Source organism: Rhizobium sp. GW821-FHT14E12, assembly GCF_058803745.1.
The window spans coordinates 126,092-146,454 of the sequence record NZ_JBXAPH010000006.1 but is presented as its reverse complement, the minus strand read 5'-3'; the positions used below and the strand labels follow the sequence as shown (position 1 = coordinate 146,454).

General features: G+C 61.0%; 22 protein-coding genes. 15 read left to right on the top strand and 7 right to left on the bottom strand.

Annotated features, from left to right (window positions below; genetic code table 11):
- Positions 1–89: 89 nt before the first annotated feature.
- The 4 genes from fliG to motA all read right to left on the bottom strand — a co-directional run bounded on the left by fliG (position 90) and on the right by motA (position 3,685).
- On the bottom strand, positions 90–1,133 hold the full coding sequence (fliG, locus tag AC1RO0_RS21730; protein WP_498594851.1) for a flagellar motor switch protein FliG: 1,044 nt from the start codon (positions 1,131–1,133) through the stop codon (positions 90–92).
- A 125-nt stretch (positions 1,134–1,258) separates the two neighbouring features.
- A complete protein-coding gene (gene fliN, locus AC1RO0_RS21725) occupies positions 1,259–1,798 on the bottom strand; it encodes a flagellar motor switch protein FliN (protein WP_498594850.1) in 540 nt (179 codons plus the stop codon).
- A gap of 64 nt (positions 1,799–1,862) precedes the next feature.
- On the bottom strand, positions 1,863–2,810 hold the full coding sequence (locus AC1RO0_RS21720) for a FliM/FliN family flagellar motor switch protein (RefSeq protein ID WP_498595004.1): 948 nt from the start codon (positions 2,808–2,810) through the stop codon (positions 1,863–1,865).
- Between the two features lie 2 nt (positions 2,811–2,812).
- Positions 2,813–3,685, bottom strand: a complete 873-nt coding sequence (gene motA / locus AC1RO0_RS21715; protein WP_007695731.1) for a flagellar motor stator protein MotA — start codon at positions 3,683–3,685, stop codon at positions 2,813–2,815.
- 229 nt (positions 3,686–3,914) lie between these two features.
- On the opposite strand from motA, the gene flgF reads away from it, so the two are divergent.
- The 13 genes from flgF (at position 3,915) to fliP (ending at position 12,956) form a co-directional block, all read left to right on the top strand.
- Positions 3,915–4,649, top strand: coding sequence for a flagellar basal-body rod protein FlgF (flgF, locus tag AC1RO0_RS21710; protein ID WP_498594849.1), 735 nt, complete (start codon positions 3,915–3,917; stop codon positions 4,647–4,649).
- Positions 4,650–4,661: 12 nt separating this feature from the next.
- Entirely contained in the window at positions 4,662–6,050 is a 1,389-nt protein-coding gene (gene fliI, locus AC1RO0_RS21705) for a flagellar protein export ATPase FliI (RefSeq protein ID WP_498594848.1), read from the top strand.
- A gap of 1 nt (position 6,051) precedes the next feature.
- A complete protein-coding gene (locus AC1RO0_RS21700) occupies positions 6,052–6,597 on the top strand; it encodes a flagellar protein (RefSeq protein WP_498594847.1) in 546 nt (181 codons plus the stop codon).
- A 118-nt stretch (positions 6,598–6,715) separates the two neighbouring features.
- Positions 6,716–7,108, top strand: a complete 393-nt coding sequence (gene flgB / locus AC1RO0_RS21695; protein ID WP_007695746.1) for a flagellar basal body rod protein FlgB — start codon at positions 6,716–6,718, stop codon at positions 7,106–7,108.
- A gap of 16 nt (positions 7,109–7,124) precedes the next feature.
- Positions 7,125–7,541, top strand: coding sequence for a flagellar basal body rod protein FlgC (gene flgC / locus AC1RO0_RS21690; RefSeq protein WP_007695748.1), 417 nt, complete (start codon positions 7,125–7,127; stop codon positions 7,539–7,541).
- Positions 7,541–7,891, top strand: coding sequence for a flagellar hook-basal body complex protein FliE (gene fliE / locus AC1RO0_RS21685; RefSeq protein WP_007695750.1), 351 nt, complete (start codon positions 7,541–7,543; stop codon positions 7,889–7,891). The genes flgC and fliE overlap by 1 nt, the downstream gene beginning before the upstream one ends.
- Before the next feature lie 98 nt (positions 7,892–7,989).
- Complete coding sequence (gene flgG / locus AC1RO0_RS21680) at positions 7,990–8,778, top strand: flagellar basal-body rod protein FlgG (RefSeq protein WP_007695760.1); 789 nt, start codon at positions 7,990–7,992, stop codon at positions 8,776–8,778.
- A gap of 33 nt (positions 8,779–8,811) precedes the next feature.
- Positions 8,812–9,297, top strand: a complete 486-nt coding sequence (gene flgA / locus AC1RO0_RS21675) for a flagellar basal body P-ring formation chaperone FlgA (protein WP_498594846.1) — start codon at positions 8,812–8,814, stop codon at positions 9,295–9,297.
- Positions 9,294–10,412 carry a flagellar basal body P-ring protein FlgI gene (locus AC1RO0_RS21670; RefSeq protein ID WP_498594845.1) on the top strand — a complete coding sequence of 373 codons (1,119 nt, stop codon included), beginning with the start codon at positions 9,294–9,296 and terminating at the stop codon, positions 10,410–10,412. Before flgA ends, AC1RO0_RS21670 begins: the two co-directional genes overlap by 4 nt.
- Positions 10,409–10,948 (top strand): MotE family protein, encoded by a 540-nt coding sequence (locus AC1RO0_RS21665; RefSeq protein WP_498594844.1) that lies wholly within the window; start codon positions 10,409–10,411, stop codon positions 10,946–10,948. Before AC1RO0_RS21670 ends, AC1RO0_RS21665 begins: the two co-directional genes overlap by 4 nt.
- Positions 10,945–11,661, top strand: coding sequence for a flagellar basal body L-ring protein FlgH (flgH, locus tag AC1RO0_RS21660; protein WP_498594843.1), 717 nt, complete (start codon positions 10,945–10,947; stop codon positions 11,659–11,661). The genes AC1RO0_RS21665 and flgH overlap by 4 nt, the downstream gene beginning before the upstream one ends.
- Positions 11,662–11,706: 45 nt before the next feature.
- A complete protein-coding gene (locus AC1RO0_RS21655; protein ID WP_498594842.1) occupies positions 11,707–12,201 on the top strand; it encodes a flagellar basal body-associated FliL family protein in 495 nt (164 codons plus the stop codon).
- Entirely contained in the window at positions 12,198–12,956 is a 759-nt protein-coding gene (gene fliP / locus AC1RO0_RS21650) for a flagellar type III secretion system pore protein FliP (protein ID WP_498594841.1), read from the top strand. Before AC1RO0_RS21655 ends, fliP begins: the two co-directional genes overlap by 4 nt.
- Positions 12,957–13,030: 74 nt before the next feature.
- Here fliP and AC1RO0_RS21645 read toward each other — a convergent pair whose 3' ends face one another.
- Positions 13,031–14,974 carry an O-linked N-acetylglucosamine transferase, SPINDLY family protein gene (locus tag AC1RO0_RS21645; protein ID WP_498594840.1) on the bottom strand — a complete coding sequence of 648 codons (1,944 nt, stop codon included), beginning with the start codon at positions 14,972–14,974 and terminating at the stop codon, positions 13,031–13,033.
- 334 nt (positions 14,975–15,308) lie between these two features.
- Here AC1RO0_RS21645 and AC1RO0_RS21640 point away from each other — a divergent pair, with 334 nt between their 5' ends.
- Positions 15,309–16,214 (top strand): flagellin N-terminal helical domain-containing protein, encoded by a 906-nt coding sequence (locus AC1RO0_RS21640; protein ID WP_498594839.1) that lies wholly within the window; start codon positions 15,309–15,311, stop codon positions 16,212–16,214.
- A gap of 258 nt (positions 16,215–16,472) precedes the next feature.
- Entirely contained in the window at positions 16,473–17,378 is a 906-nt protein-coding gene (locus tag AC1RO0_RS21635; RefSeq protein WP_498594838.1) for a flagellin N-terminal helical domain-containing protein, read from the top strand.
- A 97-nt stretch (positions 17,379–17,475) separates the two neighbouring features.
- On the opposite strand, the gene AC1RO0_RS21630 is transcribed toward AC1RO0_RS21635, so the two are convergent.
- Positions 17,476–18,720 (bottom strand): ATP-grasp domain-containing protein, encoded by a 1,245-nt coding sequence (locus AC1RO0_RS21630; RefSeq protein ID WP_498594837.1) that lies wholly within the window; start codon positions 18,718–18,720, stop codon positions 17,476–17,478.
- Positions 18,714–20,201, bottom strand: a complete 1,488-nt coding sequence (locus AC1RO0_RS21625; RefSeq protein ID WP_498594836.1) for a pyridoxal phosphate-dependent decarboxylase family protein — start codon at positions 20,199–20,201, stop codon at positions 18,714–18,716. Before AC1RO0_RS21625 ends, AC1RO0_RS21630 begins: the two co-directional genes overlap by 7 nt.
- Between the last annotated feature and the right edge of the window lie 162 nt (positions 20,202–20,363).

Sequence of the window (20,363 nt, the reverse complement as noted above, 5' to 3'; positions counted from 1 at the left end):
GCCGTCCTTCGCGAAACGGAAAGAGGCCGCGCAGCATGCGCGGCCCTGTTTTGAACAGTCTAGGACGATTCAGGTGAGTCGCGTCGAACTTACGCGGCTTTCTCCACAGGTGTCATGTCCTTGGCCTTGAGTTCGATCTGGCCGGAATTGGAAAGCCGGATGGCTTCCTGCGCGATGGCGCGTCGGGCGACGGCGATTTCGCGCGCATTGACGCCGTTGCTGGGCACCTGCAGATCGGATTCGATCATGCGGCGCTGGCGTGGGCTGATCGATGCGAGCACGATTTCGCGGATATCCATCGTCGAGCCGCGCAGCGCCATGGTGATGATATCCGAGGCGATGTCGTTGAGCAGCAGCACACGGCTCTGCTGCGGCATGAGCATGAGGTCGTCGAAGAGGAAGATCTTCGGGCGGACCTTGTCGACCGATTCCTTGCTCAGCGTTTCGAGCGACGTCAGCAGCGTATCGACCTGCGGCTTGTCGAGCTCGTTCATCAGCTCCGCTACCTTGGTGGAGCCGGATGCATTGCGCTCGGCCTCGATTTCCGTCATCAGCCCCTGAACCCGGTTCTCGATGATCTGCGCCGCTTTCGGGCTGACATCCTTGAGATTGACCGTGCGGTTCATGATGTCGGCGCGCTGCGCCTCCGGCAGCTGCAAAAGGATCTTGGCGCCGAAGGAGGACGGCATCATCGACAGCATATAGGCGATAGTTTGCGGATGTTCGCGCAGGAAGAACTTGGCGACGAAGGCCGGATCCGCTTCGCCGAGGCGATCCCAGATCGAAGCCTCATAGGCCTGGAAGGCCGTGCGCCGGCCAAGCAGGCTGTCGACCTCGTCGGGCGTCAGGCCTTCTTCGAGAATGCTCTCGATCGCCTTGGCATTGTCCATCAGGCCGGCGCCTTCGGTGAAGAGGTCTTCGAATTCCGCCACGAGCTGCGCCAGTTCGTCGGGCGGAATGAGCCGCAGCGATTGCGCCGACGCAATGATGAGCTGCAATTCATGCTGCGTGAAATATTTCAGCAGCCGTCCCGCCACCTGTTTTCCCATGGCAAGGAGAACGGCTGCGGCCTTCTCGGCCTGAGACAACGGTTTCTCGGCAAGGGCGCCGCTGAAATCGTCAAAGTCCATCATGGTCTTCATCTCCGTCCCGAACAGGGAGTGGGCTTATTCTGAAAAGAAATCAGGCTTTCATTGCCCGATCCCGAAATGATCTTCGGGAAATAGTATGCAAAATCAAATAAATGGAGCGAAATGACTCATTTCGCCCTATTGTTGGACAGCTCGATCAGCTTGATGCCGAACCGGGTATCGTCATGCTCCAGTACGGTAATCTCGCCCCGGCCGATGCAGCGGCCGTTCACGGTGATTTCGACGGGCTCGCCGATTCTCTTGTCGAGGGCGATGATCGCGCCTTCGGTCAGGTTCATCAGGCCGGAAACCTGCATGCGGCTGCTGCCAAGCACGATCTGGACGTCGATCGGGATATCCATGATCAGGTCGAGATTGGCGCTCAGCGCGCTGCCGAGAGCGGCCGGTTCGGCAAAGGCGGAGGGGCCGCCGAAATCGCCGGCGCCGAAGGCGGAGCCCGCATCGTCGCCACCGAATTCATCGCCGAAGGCCGAAAGACCGGCGGCCGGCTCGGCACCGAACGCGTCGAGATCGAAATCCGTCGCGACGCCGTCGGTGTCTTTCTTCAGGACGCCACGCAGGCCGTCGATAGCCTCGTCCAATGCGGCGTCGCTGCTTGCGATTTCCAGCGAATCCTCGCTGCTTTTCTGTGTCGTCTTCGTAGCCATGAAATCACTATTCCAGTTGAAACTTGCCTCAAGCTGCCGTGAGTGCGGGCCGCACCCAGGCCGCTCAATTCATCAGGTGTCGAAGAAGCTCGTCGTCGGAATTCACGGTGTCCTTGACGCGCACCGTGTAGTTCTCGCCGGAGCGGCCGAATTCGCAGACATAGAGATCCTTGCTGTTGGCGCTGACCTCGACCTGGACGTCGCTCGTATCCATGAAAGGAATGACATCGCCGACGGCGAGCCTGGAGATCGTGTCGAGCGTCAGCGATTGCAGCCGGATGCGGGCTTCGAGCGTCACCTGCGAGCGGCGAACCTGCTCGTTGAGTTGCTCCGCCCATGCGCCGGTCGAGGAGGACGGGTTCTTTGCCCTGGGCGCGCTGACCACGGTGCGCAGCAGCTCGTATTGCGGAACGATCACGATGATTTCCGAAACGGTCTTGCCGAGCGAGATCGTCATCGCGATGGCGGCGGCGAAATCGTCGGTCTGGCCGGCAACCGGCTTCGGACGATCCTCGATATTGTAGGGCCGATCCAGATAAGGTTCGAAGCCGCCGGTCGCGTTGACGGCGGAGCGCAGCACGTTGGCGATCTTGTCGAACACCATGACGGACAGGTCGAGTTCGATCACCGAAAGCGGCCGCGCGGCGGGGGAATCGATCGTCTCGGGCTGGGCGCCCAGCAGATGCTCCATCAAGGTCATGACGAAGCCCGTGCCGCAGCCGAGCAGGAAGTTCTGCGACCAGTTGCGCAGGGAGCCATTGACCAGGGCGCAATTGCTGCCGATGCCGGCGACAAGCTCGCTCATCAGGCCCGACCGGCAGCCGGCATAGCCGACGGAGACATCCAGGCCGGTTTCGCTCTTGATGATGTCGGGGAGGAACTCGGTATAGACCTGGCCGAAGGCCGTGCCCAGCTTTGCAAGCGTCGCCGGGTCGCCGAGACCACCGGTCAGCTTGGCGAAGAGGACGGGATCCATCGTCTGTTTTGGGTGCGTGGATTGCTGGCTCATGATGGTCACGCTGCCTTGCTTTCACCGCCGGGGTTCATCATTTCCTGCTCGACCGCGTCGATGGACGGCCGCTCGTAGGAGGAGATCGTCTTGCGGCCGTATTCCAGCGCCACCTGCGGCACGGAGCCGTTCATGTAGGCGAGCAGCGTCTGCTTCACGATCACGTAGAGGCGGTGCTGCTTGTTGCGCACGATCTTGATCTGCGACACCAGCGGCGCGCAGACGGAGTAGGACAGGATGATGCCGAGGAAGGTGCCGACCAGCGCCGAGCCGATCAGGTGCCCGAGCACCTCCGGCGATTCGTTGATGTGGCTCATGGCCTTGATGACGCCGAGGACGGCCGCGACAATACCGATGGCCGGGAAGGAATCGCCCATGATCGTGATTGCGTGATAGGGCTTCATCTTGTCATGCTGGATGGTGTTGATTTCCTCGTCCATCAGCGCCTCGATCTCGTGCGAGCGGGCATTGCCGATGATGATGAGGCGGACGTAATCGCAGATGAAGGCCGTCAGGTCCCGGTTCTTCAGCACCGTCGGAGCGGCCTGGAAGATCACCGATTCGTCCGGATTGTCGATATGGGCTTCGATCTCGTTGCGCGACTTGGTGCGCAGGTCCCGCATCAGTGCGTAGAGTACGCCGAGGGTGTCGAGATAGTCGCGCTCCTTGGGAACCGCATGCCTGAAGGCTTCGCCCAGCGCCTTGCCGGAGTCTTTCAGGACCTTCATCGGATTGGCCATGATGAAGCCGCCGATGCCGGCGCCCGCGATGATGACAAATTCGAAGGGCTGGAACAGCGCGTTCACATCCCCGCCCATCGCCATGAAGCTGCCAATGATGCAGCCGCAGGTCACTACAAATCCGATAATAATATTCATCGCCGGTCCACACCTGAACGTTGCTTCCTCAAATCAACTAGGAAACCTGCCTTGCGTGAGGCTGTTCGACACGTCAGTCAGCGGGCCTTTTGTCGTGTCAGCCTCGCACAAGCCAATGTCGGCACAGTAACGGCTAAGGGCATCTATGCCCGGCTAACGACATGTTGGAGCGCCGCGCTATCGGGCGTTTCCTGTCCCGTTATTCTCCAATGTCCGGAGGGCGTTGAAAATGCAGTCTGGTATTTATGTGTCGCTGTCATCGCAGATGGCGCTCGAGCGGCGTCTGACGACGGTCGCCGACAACATGGCCAACGTGAACACCACCGGTTTCCGTGGCACCGAGGTCAAGTTCAATCAGGTGCTCAGCAACACCGAAAACAAGCTCAACGCCAAGGTCGCCTTCGTCTCGCAGGGCAATGATTATCTCTCCACCAGCAATGGCGAATTGCAGAACACCGGCAATCTTCTCGATTTTGCCGTCAAGGGCGAAGCCTGGTTCGGCCTCAATACGCCGGCCGGCCTGGTGCTGACGCGTGACGGCCGTTTTACGATGACAGACAGCGGCGCTCTGGTCTCGGCACGCGGCTATCCGGTGCTCGATCCCGGCGGTGCACCGATCCAGCTAGATCCCACCGGCGGGGCGCCGACTGTCGCCTCGAATGGCACGATTTCGCAGAACGACAAGCAGGTCGGCCAGATCGGGCTTTACAACGCTGACGTCACCAAGGGTTTCCTGCGCTACAACAACAGCGGCGTGCTGCCCACGGAAACGCCACAGCCGGTAATCGACCGCTCCAATATCGGTGTCGCACAGGGCTATCTCGAGAATTCCAACGTCAACGGCCTGCGGGAAATGACCGAACTGATCGAGGTCAGCCGCGCCTTCGACAACATCACGTCGCTCACCAACAGCAGCGAAAGCACGCTCTCGGAAGCGATCAAGACCCTCGGCGGCAGCCAGTAAGAAGGGCGGATCATGTTCGAGGACCGGATGCCGGAGGGGGCTTTGTCCCCAAGGCTGCCGCATATGGCCGCGCTGGCGGAGCAATATGCGATGACGGAAAACGCGGTCGCCCATGGCGGCCATGTGCGGACGATCGCGGCCGGGCACTACACCGTCGCCGGTCTTTCCAGGCATGTGCGCCTTGGCGAGTTCGTTGCCCATCGTTCGGCGACCGGCATCCATCTCGGTGAGGTCGTGCGCGTCGAACCGGAATTGACCTATGTCTGTCCGATCGAGCCGGGCGAGCCGATCGGTATCCACGACACTGTCATCCGCAAGGGCGCCTTCCGCATCGCGCCGTCGGAAAGCTGGTGCGGGCGCACCATCAATTCGCTGGGCGAGCCGATCGATGGCCTGGGGCCACTGACGGCGGGCACGCAGCCGCGCTCGATCTCCAATACCGCGCCGCCCTCCATGACGCGCAAGCGCGTCGAGACGGGCTTCAAGACCGGCGTGCGCGCCATCGATATCTTCTCGCCGCTCTGCCTCGGCCAGCGTCTCGGCATTTTTGCCGGCTCCGGCGTCGGCAAATCGACGCTGCTGTCGATGCTCGCCCGCGCCGATGCCTTCGACAAGGTGGTGATCGCGCTGGTCGGCGAGCGCGGCCGCGAAGTCCGTGAATTCATCGAGGATACGCTCGGTTCCCACATGAAGAAGTCGGTCGCGGTTGTTGCAACCAGCGACGAGAGCCCGATGCTGCGCAAGATGGCGCCGCTATCGGCGATCACCATCGCCGAGCATTTCCGCGATCAGGGCGACAATGTGCTTTTGATCGTCGACAGTGTCACCCGCTTTGCCCACGCCATCCGCGAGGTTGCGACCGCATCCGGCGAGCCGCCGATCGCGCGCGGCTATCCGGCTTCCGTCTTCACCGAGCTGCCGCGCCTTCTGGAACGGGCGGGGCCAGGGCCGGAAGGCACGGGCACGATCACCGCGATCATTTCCATCCTCGTCGACGGCGACAATCACAATGACCCGATCGCCGATTCCACCCGCGGCATTCTTGACGGTCACATCGTCCTGCAGCGCTCTCTTGCAGAAGAGGGACGCTATCCGCCAATCGACCCGCTGGCCTCGGTGTCGCGCTTAGCGCGCAAGGCCTGGACGCCGGATCAGGAAAAGCTGGTGTCGCGCCTGAAGGCGCTCGTGCACCGTTACGAGGAAACGCGTGACCTGCGCCTGATCGGCGGATACCGCCAGGGCGCCGACGCGGATCTCGATATCGCCGTCCGTCAGGTGCCGATCATCTACGAGATCCTGAAGCAGACCCCCGGCGAGCGGCCCTCGGTCGACGCCTTCACCGATCTGGCGACCGCTCTGAAAAATGGCGCGGTCGCCACCACACCGGCAAAGAGAGGCTGACGTGAGAGAATCCGATGCAGACGAGCCGGTCGCTCCGCCGAAGCCGGCGAAAAGGCGGACCGTCACCGACAAGGCGCTGGCCTGCACCGGCCTGGTGCTCGCCGGTATCTCGGCCTTCTTCCCGTGGTACGTATTTCTGAACCCGGACAAGTTCGGCATTCAGGTCGCCGAGGGCGACCGGACGCGAGATCTGCCGAACTGGCCAGGGCGCGAGATCGTCAGTGTCTCGCCGCTTGCCATGGTCAACAAGAATCCGGGCGAGCCGAAGGATATGATCCCCGATCCGCTGACGACGGCGACGGTCAGCAGTGTCGGGCGCGAGGATGACAAGGGCCCGCCGGCGGAAGATCAGCCGTTCCCCGGCAAGTCGCCCTTCCATCTGCTGCACGTCGCAAACGGCCGGGCGCTGATCGAGGATGACAACGGCATGTTCGTTGTGCGCGTCGGCTCGCTCCTGCCCGATAACAGCCGCCTGGCGACCATCGAGCAACGCGACGGAAAATGGGTGATCGTTACCTCCACCGGCGACGTTTACAGCCATGAGTAAATGCTCGAAATCGCCCGCATGCCGGGCCTTTTAAAGACTTCCGCAAGAACGCGACCACCGCAAGTCCCACGCAAGATTATCCCTCTAATGTCCCTGGTGTAAGAACGGAGAGAAGCCCATGCAACCCATTCAACTCTTTGACCTGGCCTCGCGGCAAGCCGAGTGGCTTCAGACGCGCCAGGAGGTTGTTGCCGGCAACATCGCCAATGCCAATACCCCGAAGTTTCGTGCCAAGGACGTAACGCCGTTCCAGGCTGTTCTGGACAACCAGAATGTCGGCATGGCGAAGACCAATCCGGCGCATCTCTCCGGCAACGAATTCAGCCAGAGCGGCGACATTAACGTCGAGGAAGCGTCGCTCAACCAGGAAATTGGTGTCCAGGAATCGGGTAACACCGTCGGCCTGGAAGACGAACTCGCCAAATCGGGCGAGATCAAGCGCCAGTACAGCTTGAACACCGCTCTCGTCAGCTCCTTTCATCGCATGATGTTGATGACCGTAAAACAATAGATGAAGTGAAGATGTCATGGATCCCTTATCTGCCGCATTGAAGATTGCGGGCTCCGGCCTGGAGGCTCAGTCGACCCGCCTGCGCGTCGTCTCCGAAAATATCGCCAACGCCCGTTCGACGGGCGATACGCCCGGCGCCGATCCCTATCGCCGCAAGACGGTGACCTTCGGCGCCGAACTCGATCGCGCCAATGGCGTGACAACGGTCGGGGTAAAGAAGATGGGCGAGGATACTGGCAAGTTCGTCGAGCAATACGACCCGGACAATCCGGCGGCGGACCAGAAGGGTTACGTCAAGATGCCCAACGTCAACATCCTCGTGGAAATGGCCGACATGCGCGAGGCCAATCGCTCCTACGAGGCCAATCTTCAGACGGTCCGGCAGGCACGCGACCTCATCTCCTCCACCATCGATCTGTTGAAGAATTCATAATGATTGACGCTATCAAGAATGTCTCCTCCCTCTCGGCAACCCGTGGCCTCGGCAGCATCGCCACGGATCTGAGTTCCGCCGCATCCAACGCGATCGCATCGACGCCGGAAACGGCAATCGGAAGCTCCGCTGTCGGCAGCTTCGCATCGGTCATGTCCGATGTTGCGAAGAATACGGTCAGCACGCTGAAGGAAGCCGAAAATGCCTCCTTTGCCGGCATCAAGGGCACGATGAGCACCCGCGAAGTGGTCGATAAGGTCATGCAGGCGGATCAGACGCTGCAGACGGCAATCGCGCTGCGCGACAAAATGGTCTCCGCCTTCCTCGATATTACGAAAATGCAGATCTAGGGCGGATTGCTCCGCTCAAACTATGTGACTTGGCGTGTTCCTGTTCCAAAGCCGCTTGGCGGCTTCCGGGATCGCGCTCCAGACCGAAGGACGAAAACATGAGAGCGCTCGCTATTGCCGCGACGGGCATGGACGCCCAGCAGACCAATCTCGAAGTGATCGCGAACAACATCGCGAACATCAACACGACGGGCTACAAGCGTTCCCGCGCCGAGTTCTCGGACCTTCTGTACCAGACCGAGCGCGCCAAGGGCATCGCCAACCGGCCGAACCAGGCGGTGGTGCCGGAAGGCGCCAATATCGGCCTCGGTGTGCAGACAACGGCCGTGCGCAACATCCAGATACAAGGCGAGCTGTCGCAGACGTCGAACGATCTCGACGTCGCGCTTGTCGGACGTGGCTGGTTCCAGATCCAGATGCCTGACGGCACGACAGCCTATACGCGCGCCGGCTCCTTCAACAAGAGCGATACCGGCCAGATGGTCACACCCGACGGCAACGTGCTGCAGCCCGGCATTACCATCCCGAGCAATGCCAGCAACGTCGTCATCAACCAATCCGGCCAGGTCTCGGCGACAATCGGCACGGCAACGACGCCGACGGTTCTCGGCCAGTTGCAGATCGCCAATTTCGTCAACGAGGCCGGTCTGCAGCCGATGGGCAGCAACCTCTTCACCCAAACGCCGGCCTCCGGCGACCCCGTCGTCTCCGACCCGAACGAAAATGGCTTTGCCTATATGAAGCAGGGCTATCTGGAATCCTCGAACGTCGATCCGGTCAAGGAAATCACAGACCTGATCACGGCGCAGCGCGCCTACGAGATGAATTCCAAGGTCATCACCACCGCCGACGACATGGCGCAGATCGTCAGCAAAAACCTGAAGTAATAGAGGGACGGGCCGAACATGAGGTTTCGCCGGATGAAAAGCTTAGCAATGGCCTGGTTCGCCGCAGCGGGCCTATCCGTCATGTTCGCGCCGGCCTTCTCCGCCGGCGCAACGGGTGTCGATGGAACCAGCATGGGTACCGCCGTGGTGCCGACCGAGGTGATCTATCCCGGCGATATTATCGGCAGCGGCCAGCTCGAGGAAGTCGATGTCACCAACCCAAACCTGACCGGCGACTACGCCCGGACGATCCGGGACGTGACGGGCAGGGTATCGAAGCGCACGCTTCTGCCCGGCCGGACCATCTCGATTTCCTCCTTGCGCCAGCCCTTTGCCGTGACGCGCGGCTCGAACGCCCGACTGGTGATGAGCATGGGCAGCATGACGATCACCGCGGCCGGAACGCCCCTGGATGACGGCGCGGTCGGCGACAGCGTGCGCGCCCGCAATCTGGATTCCGGCATCATCGTCAACGGCACTGTCCTCGAAAATGGCACGATCCGCGTGGTCTCGAAATGAGAAGCCTTCGTCTTTTTCTCGCGGTTCTGATGGCATTGCCCAGCCTGGTCGTCTCCGATCCGGCGCTTGCGATGCAATCGCGCATCAAGGATATCGCCTCGTTGCAGGCCGGCCGCGACAACCAGCTGATCGGCTACGGCCTGATCGTCGGTCTGCAGGGGTCCGGCGACGGCTTGCGGTCTTCGCCCTTCACCGAGCAATCCATGCGCGCAATGCTGCAGAATCTCGGCATTTCAACGCAGGGCGGCCAGTCCGCCGCCAAGAATACCGCCGCCGTGATGGTCACGGCCAACCTGCCGCCCTTCGCCAGCCCCGGCAGCCGCATCGACGTCACGGTCAGCTCGCTCGGCGACGCGACCTCGCTTCGCGGCGGCACGCTGATCATGACCTCGCTCAGCGGCGCCGACGGGCAGATCTATGCCGTGGCGCAGGGCTCCGTCATCGTTTCGGGCTTCCAGGCGCAAGGGGCGGCCGCCAGCGTCACCGAAGGCACCACCACCGCCGGCCGCGTGCCGGGCGGCGCCATTATCGAACGTGAGCTGCCGTCGCGCTTCAAGGATTCCGTCAATCTCGTCCTGCAATTGCGCAACCCGGACTTTTCCACCTCGGTTCGCATAACCGATACGGTCAACGCATGGGCGACCTCGCGCTTCGGCGCGCCGATCGCGGAGGCGAAGGATTCGCAGGAGGTTGCGATCAGCAAGCCGAAGATGGCGGACTTGACGCGGCTGATGGCGGATATCGAAAATCTCGCCGTCCAGACCGATACGCCGGCCAAGGTCGTCATCAACGAGCGCACCGGAACGATCGTCATCGGTGCCGATGTCCGTGTCTCGCCGGTCGCGGTCAGCTACGGCACCCTGACGGTCCAGGTCAGCGAAAATCCGCAGGTTATCCAGCCGGAACCCTTCTCCGACGGCCAGACGGCTATCCAGGACCAGACAGATATTACGGCGACCAAGAGCGGTGGCGGTGTCGCCATGCTCCAGGGGCCTGACCTGAAGACACTCGTCTCCGGCCTGAACAATATCGGCGTCAAGCCGGACGGCATCATCGCCATCCTGCAAGGCATCAAATCGGCCGGCGCCCTGCAAGCGGAGCTCGTGCTGCAATGATCTCGATCGCTATCGCCCGAAAGATGCTGAATGCCTGCTCTACGGGCATGGTCGCCCTGCTGCTGTCCGTCTGCGCCTGCGCGGCGCAGGAAGCACGGAAACCGATCGTTGATCCGGCATCCAGCCAGGACGAAATCAGGCAGTTCTGCACCAATATCGCCGATCCGGCCCGCGACCAGCGCTATCTGCTGCAAAAGCAGGAGCTTGAAAAGCTGCAGGCCGACGTCAATCAGCGCATCGCCACCATGGATCAGCGCAAGGCGGAATATGAAGACTGGCTGAAGCGCCGCGACGACTTTCTGAAAAGCGCCGATGCCGGTCTGGTCGACGTCTACAAGAACATGAAGCCCGATGCGGCGGCGGCGAGCCTTGACGGCGTCAAGGTCACCATAGCGGCGGCGATCATCATGAAACTCTCGCCGCGCCAGGCGAGTCTCGTTTTGGCGGAGATGGATGTGCAGAAGGCGGCAGCCGTCACCAACATCATGGCCAGCGCGTCTGATCCGAATACATCGAAGTCGAAGGACCCTTCATGAACATGCGTCTTACGGCCACCTGCGCGATCGTCGCCTTACTCGCCGGCTGCCAGTCGCCGCAGGCTCTTAAGGAAATCGGCCGGGCGCCGGCCATGAGCCCCATCGGCAGCGGCCTGCAATATGCGCAGACGCCGCAGATGTCGCAATATCCGAAACGGCCGCACCAGGTCGCGCAGGGCTATTCGCTCTGGAACGATTCGCAGGCGGCCCTTTTCAAGGACTCGCGCGCGCTCAATGTCGGCGATATCCTGACCGTCAATATCCAGATCAATGACAAGGCGAACTGGGACAACGAGACCAATCGCAATCGCACGAACAAGAGCGACATGAACTGGGACATTGCCGCCAGGATCTTCGGCTGGACGCCAAGCACCAAGGCCGACGCAACCTCGGGCTCAGACACCAGCACCGACGCCAAGGGCAAGATGCAGCGGTCCGAGCAGATTACCCTGCTCGTCGCCGCCGTCGTGACTGGCATTCTCGAGAACGGCAACCTGATGATCAGCGGTTCGCAGGAAGTTCGCATGAACCAGGAAATCCGCATTCTCAACGTCGCCGGCATCGTGCGGCCGCAGGACGTCACCGCGGACAACACGATTTCCTACGACAAGATCGCCGAGGCGCGTATTTCCTACGGTGGCCGCGGCCGCCTGACGGAAATTCAGCAGCCGCCGAGCGGTCAACAGGCGGTCGATCTGCTGTCGCCGCTCTGACGGCTGCGTAGTACACGGGATTTTGGGAACGGGCAGGTAACAGACATGGCAGAAGCCGCAGACGCATCGGCAAACAGCAAGGGATCGCCGCTGGTCATGACCATCGTCGGACTGCTCGCCCTGACCGTCCTTGGCGGCGGCGGCGGTTGGTTTCTCGGCACTGTAGTCGCGCCGAAGATCAAGGCGGCAACGGCCGCCGTGCAGGCTTCCTCATCGGCGGCCGATGGTGAAAAGCAGGCAATAGCCCCGGTGGAATCGAACAATATCGTTCAGCTCGATCCAATCATCACCAATCTCGGCTATCCCTCGCAGAACTGGATCAGGCTGGAAATCGCGCTGGTGTTCAAGGGCCAGCCGGACGCGCAGCTCGCCCAGGCGATCCATGAAGATGTGCTCGCCTACGTCCGCACCGTGTCGCTGCAACAGATCGAAGGTCCCCGCGGTCTGCAATATCTTCGGGATGACCTTCAGGAACGTGTTGACCTGCGCTCCGAAGGACGCGTATCGAAAGTCATGTTCAGGACTTTCGTGATCGAATGATTCGATTATTACTTATTTTATCTACATTAGTATTTGCTATATTGTCGCCTGAACTGGCGATGGCGCAGCAATTGTCGCAACAGATTCCAACGGATCTCCTGAATACCCCGGTGAATGGATCGGTCGCGGCCTGGATCATCCGCACTTTCGGGCTGCTGACGATCCTGTCGATCGCGCCCGGCATCCTCATCATGGTGACGAGCTTTCCGCGCTTCATCATCGCATTTTCGATCCTGCGCTCGGGCATGGGTCTGGCGACCACACCATCGAACATGATCCTGCTCAGCCTGGCGCTGTTCATGACCTTCTACGTCATGTCGCCGACCTTCGATCAGGCCTGGAAGGATGGGGCGCAGCCGCTGCTTGCCAATCAGATCTCGGAAGCGGATGCGGTCATGCGTATCGCCGAGCCTTTCCGCACCTTCATGGCGAACAACACGCGCGACAAGGACATCAAGCTCTTCGTCGACCTGGCGAAAGAGCGCGGGCAGACGGTGGTGATCGACAACAAGATTGACTACCGCGTCCTGATCCCCGCCTTCATGATTTCGGAGATCCGTCGTGGTTTTGAAATCGGCTTTCTGGTCGTGCTGCCGTTTCTGGTCATCGACCTGATCGTCTCGACCATCGTCATGGCAATGGGCATGATGATGCTGCCGCCGACATCGATTTCGTTGCCCTTCAAGATTCTGTTCTTCGTGCTGATCGACGGCTGGAACCTGCTGGTCGGCAGCCTGGTGCGCTCTTTCCACTGACAAGCTGAAGCCAGCGGACCCAAAGCCTGTAGGCCTTTAGGTCATCGGGGTAATGCCCCGATGACCAAGCGTTCCTATTCGGCGGCGATTGCCGCCGCGCTCCCGTCCTCGATCAGGAACGGTTCGGTGCGTACGGGCAGCGCCGGCACATCCATGTGATCCGGAGCGAGACCTTGCTTGGCGCGCTCGACCATCATCCCATAGGCCGTCTCCAGATGGCTGGTGAAGCGTTCGGCGTCGAAGAGCGGTTTGATATAGCGGTTGGCGGCGAGCACGCCCTTGAGCCTGGCGGCGCGCTCCGGCTCTCCGGCAAACGCCACGGCCATATCCTCATAGGCCTGGACATCGGCGGCGACCAGTTCCGGCACGCCGATGGCGTTGAGCAGGCTTTCGCTGACGCGCGAGGCGAAGTTCGTGCCCTTCATCGTCAACACCGGCAGGCCGCCCCAGAGCTGCTCTGAGGTCGTCGTATGGCCGTTGACAGGGAAGGTGTCGAGACCGAGATCAGCAAGCTGCTGGCGATCGATGTGGTCTTCGTAGCGAATACGAGTCGTGAAGACGACGCGCTTGCGGTTGACGCCGCGCCCCTCCAGGCGCGCCCAGAGATTGGCCTCGGCGCGCGGGCCGTTGCACAGCAGCCAGAGCACGCTGTTCTTGGTGCGCTTCAGGATATTGCACCAGACGTCGACCATCTGCGAGGTGATCTTGCGGTTGCCGTTGAACGAGGCGAAGACGAAGGCGTCTTCCGGCAGCCCATGCTGCGCGCGCGTCGTCGGCCGTGGCTTCGGACGATAGATCGGGTCGTTCGGCTGATAGCTTTCGGGCAGCCGGCAGAACTTCTCGTGGAAATGCGGCTTCGACTGTTCCGGCAGCACGTAGGGATCGCCGATGATGTAGTCGAGATCGATATTGACGGTGGAGCCGGGAAAGCCGAGCCAGGACGTCTGGATCGGCGCGGCCATATGGTTGAGGATACGCGCACGGCTATCCTTGGTGTGTCCCTTGAGATCGACGAGAATGTCGATGCCGCGGGCGCGAATGACGTCGGCCGCCGCCTGATCGGAGAGACCGCGGATATCGACCATCGCTCCCCATTTTGAATAGTCGAACTCTTCCTCTCGCTGCGACGCCAATGGCGAATGGTCGAAGAGGGTGATCTCGAACCGGTTCCGGTCGTGCAACTCCAATATGCGCTGCAGGAGCTTCATGGTCGCGTGGCCCGGCCAGAAGTCCGCCGAGAGATAGCCGATGCGGATCTTGTCAGCCCATGCATGCGGCGCCTTGCGGCGTGCTTCGGCATGTCCGACCAGCAGCGGCACCGTGTCGTGGATGGCGAATTTGTTGATCGCTTCGTCGCCGCACCAATGCAGATGGAAGAAGGGGTTGTCCGGCGTCACATGGTCGAGATTGCCCGCGGCCAGCGCCGTCTTCACGGGTGCCATGTGCTTGTCGACCGTTACGAGGTCGGACACTTCGCGCGCGAAGATCAGATAAAGCGTGCGGAAGACGATGTTGTCGGGATGGTTCTTGAACAGCGTTGCGACGATGTGCCGGTTGCTTTCGTCGTAAAGGTTGTCGGTCAGCAGTTTCGCGGCCAGCAGCCGGTGCCTGAGCTCGGGTCCGTCGACCAGCACGGTCTTGAAGCCGGTCAGCAGCTCCTTTTGCTGGCGGCCCAGGAAAATGCGGACGAGGGCATAGGCCAGCTCCGGATCCTTGAAGGCCAGCGGCAGGATCAGGCTGCCGATCGATAGCGCCTGGTCCTCATTGCCGCAATCGGCATGCAGCAGCAGGGCTTCGCGCAGATAGTCCTCGCGATGGGGCTTCTGCCTGCCCGCCAGTTCATAAGCCTTGGCGGCGTCCGATTTGAAGCCGAGCTTGAGCAGCGTCTTTGCCAGCAGCGCGTAGGTCTTCGGCGATGTATCGCTATTGAGCAGCTCGTTCAACGTTTCGAGCGCGCGCGTATACTGCCCCTTCTGGTAGAGATTGGACGCTGTCACAAAGGCGTTTTTGATAGTCACGAGCGAGAACTCCGAGCGAAATGTTGAACAGGCACCGGCTGGAGGCCGAGGACCGTCATCATGGATTCGCCGGATCATCGCGCGCGTAGCTTGCCTGAAACCGAAGCGGCGAATGAACCGCTCGTTTACGCGCTGTTAGCTACGTTTGGGACATCCGTTGCCGCGCCCCCCGGATTTAAGGAATTCGCAAGCAATGGATGCGAGCTTACTCGTGACATGACGGGTTTGGTCCCCTAGGAAATGGGGCCGAGGAGCATGAAGCCGCTCCGTCATCGCCGGTATTAGAAGTCCGGTATGTCCTCCTTTTTGTATTCAGTTTCCAGGGGACACACTCATGACCAGCATTAACACCAACAATTCCGCTATGGCTGCCCTGCAGACGTTGCGTGGCATCAGCAGCAGCCTGCAGGACACGCAGAGCGCCGTTTCGTCCGGCCTGCGTATCTCCAAGGCTTCCGACAACGCCGCCTATTGGTCGATCTCTACTTCGATGAAGTCTGACAACAGCGCCATCGGCGCCGTTTCCGACGCCCTCGGCCTCGGCGCTGCCAAGGTCGATACGGCATCCACCGCTGTCAGCAGCGCCATCGACGTCGTCGGCCAGATCAAGGACAAGCTCGTCACCGCCATGGAAGGCTCGGTTGACAAGGGCGCAGTCCAGGAAGAAATCGGCCAGCTCCAGCAGCAGCTGCAGAGCGTTGCGCAGTCCGCTTCGTTCAACGGCGAAAACTGGGTCATGGCTGCCAGCGGTGACTCCGCTTCGGTCGTTTCCTCCTTCATCCGCGGCACCAACGGCACCGTTTCGGTCAGCACCACGTCCTACAAGTTCGACTCCGGCGCAACCGGCAACGTTCTGTTCGGCTCCAACTCTGGCACGATCGACACTGCTTCCGGTATTCTCGGCACCAAGACCGGTTCCTACTCGGTGTTCAGCCTGGATATCTCGAGCATGACCACGGGCCAGATCTCTAGCGCCCTCAACATGGTTCAGACTGCTCTGAACTCGTTGACCAGCATGGGTTCGAAGCTCGGCTCGATCTCCAGCCGTATCGACCTGCAGACGACTTTTGCTTCCTCGCTCTCCGACTCGATCCAGTCGGGCGTTGGCAAGCTGGTCGATGCAAACATGGAAGAAGAGTCCAGCAAGCTTTCGGCTCTGCAGACGCAGCAGCAGCTGGCCATTCAGTCGCTCTCGATCGCTAACTCTTCGACACAGTCGATCCTGTCGCTCTTCCGTTAAGAAGTAGGACTGGCGTTCCGCGCCAGCTGAAATTCCTAAACAATAAGTTAACCGCGCCTCTCTAAGGCGCGGTTTTTTTTATATTTTTTGCTGTTTCGAGGTTCAGATTTTCTTAACTATATTGTTGTTTTCTAGGGTCATTGAAACGGCGAGTTAACCATAACCAACTGGGGTTAACAGGCATGATGCTGAATGCCGTTACCGGTTTTTAGACCCGGAATGTCCCTTATTTAACCACTGCCAAAGGGGCAAAATATCATGACGAGCATTCTTACCAACAACGCTGCAATGGGCGCCCTTCAGACACTGCGCGGTATCAGCAGCAACCTGCAGGACACGCAGAGCGCCGTTTCGTCCGGCCTGCGTATCTCCAAGGCTTCCGACAACGCCGCCTATTGGTCGATCTCTACTTCGATGAAGTCTGACAACAGCGCCATCGGCGCCGTTTCCGACGCCCTCGGCCTCGGCGCTGCCAAGGTCGACACGGCAACCACCGCCGTCACCAGCGCTCTCGATATCGTCAGCCAGATCAAGTCCAAGCTCGTCACCGCCATGGAAGGCTCGGTCGACAAGGGCTCGGTCCAGGAAGAAATCGGCCAGCTCCAGCAGCAGCTGCAGAGCGTTGCGCAGTCCGCTTCGTTCAACGGCGAAAACTGGGTCATGGCTGCCAGCGGCGACTCCGCTTCGGTCGTTTCCTCCTTCATCCGTGGCACCAACGGCACCGTTTCGGTCAGCACCACGTCCTACAAGTTCGACTCCGGCGCAACCGGCAACGTTCTGTTCGGCTCCAACTCTGGCACGATCGACACTGCTTCCGGTATTCTCGGTACGGTCACCGGTTCCTACTCGGTGTTCAGCCTGGATATCACCGGCATGACCGGCGGCCAGATCTCCAGCGCTCTCGACATGGTTCAGACCGCTCTGAACTCCATGACCAGCATGGGCTCGCGCCTTGGCTCGATCTCGACCCGTATCGACCTGCAGACGAGCTTTGCTTCCTCGCTCTCCGACTCGATCCAGTCGGGCGTTGGCAAGCTGGTCGATGCAAACATGGAAGAAGAGTCCAGCAAGCTTTCGGCTCTGCAGACGCAGCAGCAGCTGGCCGTCCAGTCGCTCTCGATCGCTAACTCTTCGAGCCAGTCGATCCTGTCGCTCTTCCGTTAATAGGAAGAGCCGGCGCTCTGCGCCGGTGGCAACAGCCGAGCAAAAAGTTTACCGCGCCTTCCCTGGAGGCGCGGTTTTTCGTTTTGGGGCAGGGGGCTTAACCGGCCGCCTTGTTCCGCAGCGAGTCGATGAAGGCGTCGAACAGCTTGCGCATGGCCACCTGCTTATAGGGATAGGTGGCGGGGCTATCCATGTTGTGGACCACCATCGCCACATCGAGTTCGAACACCAGCAGGCGCCCGTCGGGGAGTTCCGCGCAGTCGATGCCGAAGTAATCGAGCCCGATGCGACGGTAAAGCGCGTCGAAACTGTCCTTGTGGCGGATCGCGAAATCGGTGTCGAAATCCTCCATCCAAGCCTGTTCGACCGCCCGTTTTACCGGGCTTTCCGCCATGCCAGCGCTGAGATAATGCACGATCCAATGCTCGGACAGCGCCATGTGGCTGGCGAAAGCCTTGCCCTGGATGAACACGATGCGCTGCTTGTTGTACAAGCCGTCCGCGCCGCGAAAATCGATGAAGGGCGCGACATAGATCTCCGGAGCCGCCTGCGTCTCGAGCCAGGCCGACAATCCCGAGGGGTCGGCGATGCGTTCCATTCCATGGCCGGCATGGGTGCTGATCGGTCGAACGACGAGCGGGAAGGTAAGTCCTGGCGCACATTTGTAGAGCTGTTTCGCGCCCGCGCCGACGGCGACAAGATCCTCGCGCGGTACGCGATAGGTGATTGGGGACAGAATGGAAGGTTCGCCGGCCAGCATGGCGCTCACGCCATCACGCGTCAGCCGGCTGACCAGTTCCGGATCGTTGTTCATGATCGGGCCGTCGAAATCGGCCAGCAGCGTCCGCATCCGCGCCAATACGGGGGCGTTCTCGGTGGATTCGCCGATCGCCATGAAGGCGACGTCGTGTGCCGGCAAGTCGCCAAGTTCAGTCGTCTCGGCATCCACATAATGCAGCCAGAGAACGCAGTCGCTGTCGACCAGCAGGAAATCCAGCGGCGTGTTCGCCATGAAATCGCCAGGTGTCACAAAGGCCAGCAATCGCGGTCCCTGTCCATTTCCATGGATCACGCAGAAGTCCTGTTTCAGCTCCACCGCGCTCCGGAACATCTGGCGTGCCTCATCGGCGCGGCCCATGGTTTGCAGGATCGTCGCCAGGTCGAACAAGGCGGTGGCATCGGTGGCGTCAGCGCGGATGCGTTGCGTCAGCTCGCTCCACATCGGTGCCACGTCGCCGCCGGCATAGATAAGCGAGACGATTTTGTGCATCCCGATGATTCGGCTGGAGTTTTCGGCGATCTCGGAGGCATGGTCGGCAGCAAGGCCGCGGGTCATCAGCATGGGAGCAAATCCTGTCGGGAACCGAGTTTCAAGACGCCCTGGATCAGCGCGTCGATATCCGTCTGCCGCGTGCGGTGGTTCACGATTGCCGCGCGGATAGCCGGTTGTCCTTTGATGTGGGTCAGGGACGGGGCGACGCGTCCTTCAGCGTGGAGATCTTCGACGATCCGCGCGTTGATCTCCGCCGGCGCATCGCCAATGGGGCCTACATAGGCAAAGCAGACAATGTTGAGGGCGACCGGAGCGAGCAGCCGCAAAGCGGGCTCCTGCTCGACCCTATGGGCCAGATCGCGCGCAAGAGTGCAATTGGCGGCCATCGAATCCGCCAGCGCCTTGATGCCGTAGGTCTTCAGAGTGAACCAGGTCTTGAGCGCGCGAAACCCGCGCGACAGGTCGGGACCATAGTCGCAGGGCCACCAGTCGCCGCCTGCCAGGCCTGTGGCCGCGCGGCTGAGATAGGCAGCCTCCGAAGCGAATGTCTGGCGCTGCCAGGCGCTGTCCCGCACGAGGAGGAAGCCGGCGTCATAGGGCACCTGGCCCCATTTGTGGAAGTCGAATGCGAGCGAATCGCAGGACTCGATCCCCGTGAACAGATGCGCGAGATCGTCGCAGAGGATACCCAGCGCCCCCAACGCACCGTCGACGTGGAAATGCAGATCATGGGCGTCGGCGATGCGTCGCAAGGCGATCAGATCGTCGACGGCACCGGTATTCACGGTTCCCGCCGTTCCGACAAGCAAGAATGGCGCATGTCCCTCCTGCTTGTCGCGAATGATGGCGCACTCGAGGGCTTCGATGTCGATCTGACCGACGGCATTGACCGGAATGCGCCTGAGATGATCGCTGCCGATACCCGACATCTCGACGGCGCGGGGCACGCAGCCATGCACTTCACTCGATGCGTAGGCCATAAGCCACGGTTCGCCTGGAAGCCCCGTCGCGCGGACGCCGGTGCCTAGCTTTCTTGTCTTTGCGAGCAGCAGGGCGACAAAATTGGCCTGTGAGGCTCCAGTCAAAAAGACGCCGCCGGCGGTGTCCGGAAACGAGAATATCTGCTGCGTCCACCGGATGATCTGGCGCTCGACTTCGATCGGCATGTGGTCACGCCCGCCGAGATTGGCGTTCAGCCCCCCGGCAAGCATCTCCGCCAGCATGCCGGCGGCCGTGCCGCCACCCTGCACCCAGCCCATGAAGCCTGAATGGATATTGCCGCTGCCATAGGGCAGGACATTGTCGCGGAAGGTGGCGTGGACATTGGAGAGTTCAGTGGGCTCGATGGGCAGGGGCGCATCGAAGAGTGCGCGCACTGATGAGGGCGCGGGCTGCCAGACGGGCTTTTCGGAAAGCGTTTCCAGATGGTCGATCATGTCGTCGAGCATCCGGTGGCCCTGCCGGCGCAGGGCTTGCCAATCATCGGGGTCGAGGCTGGTCCGTTGGCGAGGGTCCTCCCCCGACAATCCGCCGCCTTGCAAATCTAACATCTCGACTCCGCGCCTTACTGACTATGCCTGTAATCTTACGCCGCCCAAGATGGCGCGAAGCTGACCTGAAGGGCTCGCCCCGGGGCAATCCGCTTGTTCGGCCTCCTGCCGGCAAGCCTATGCGCGGTAATGTTCGTTAACTTTTCGGCCGGCTGTTAACTC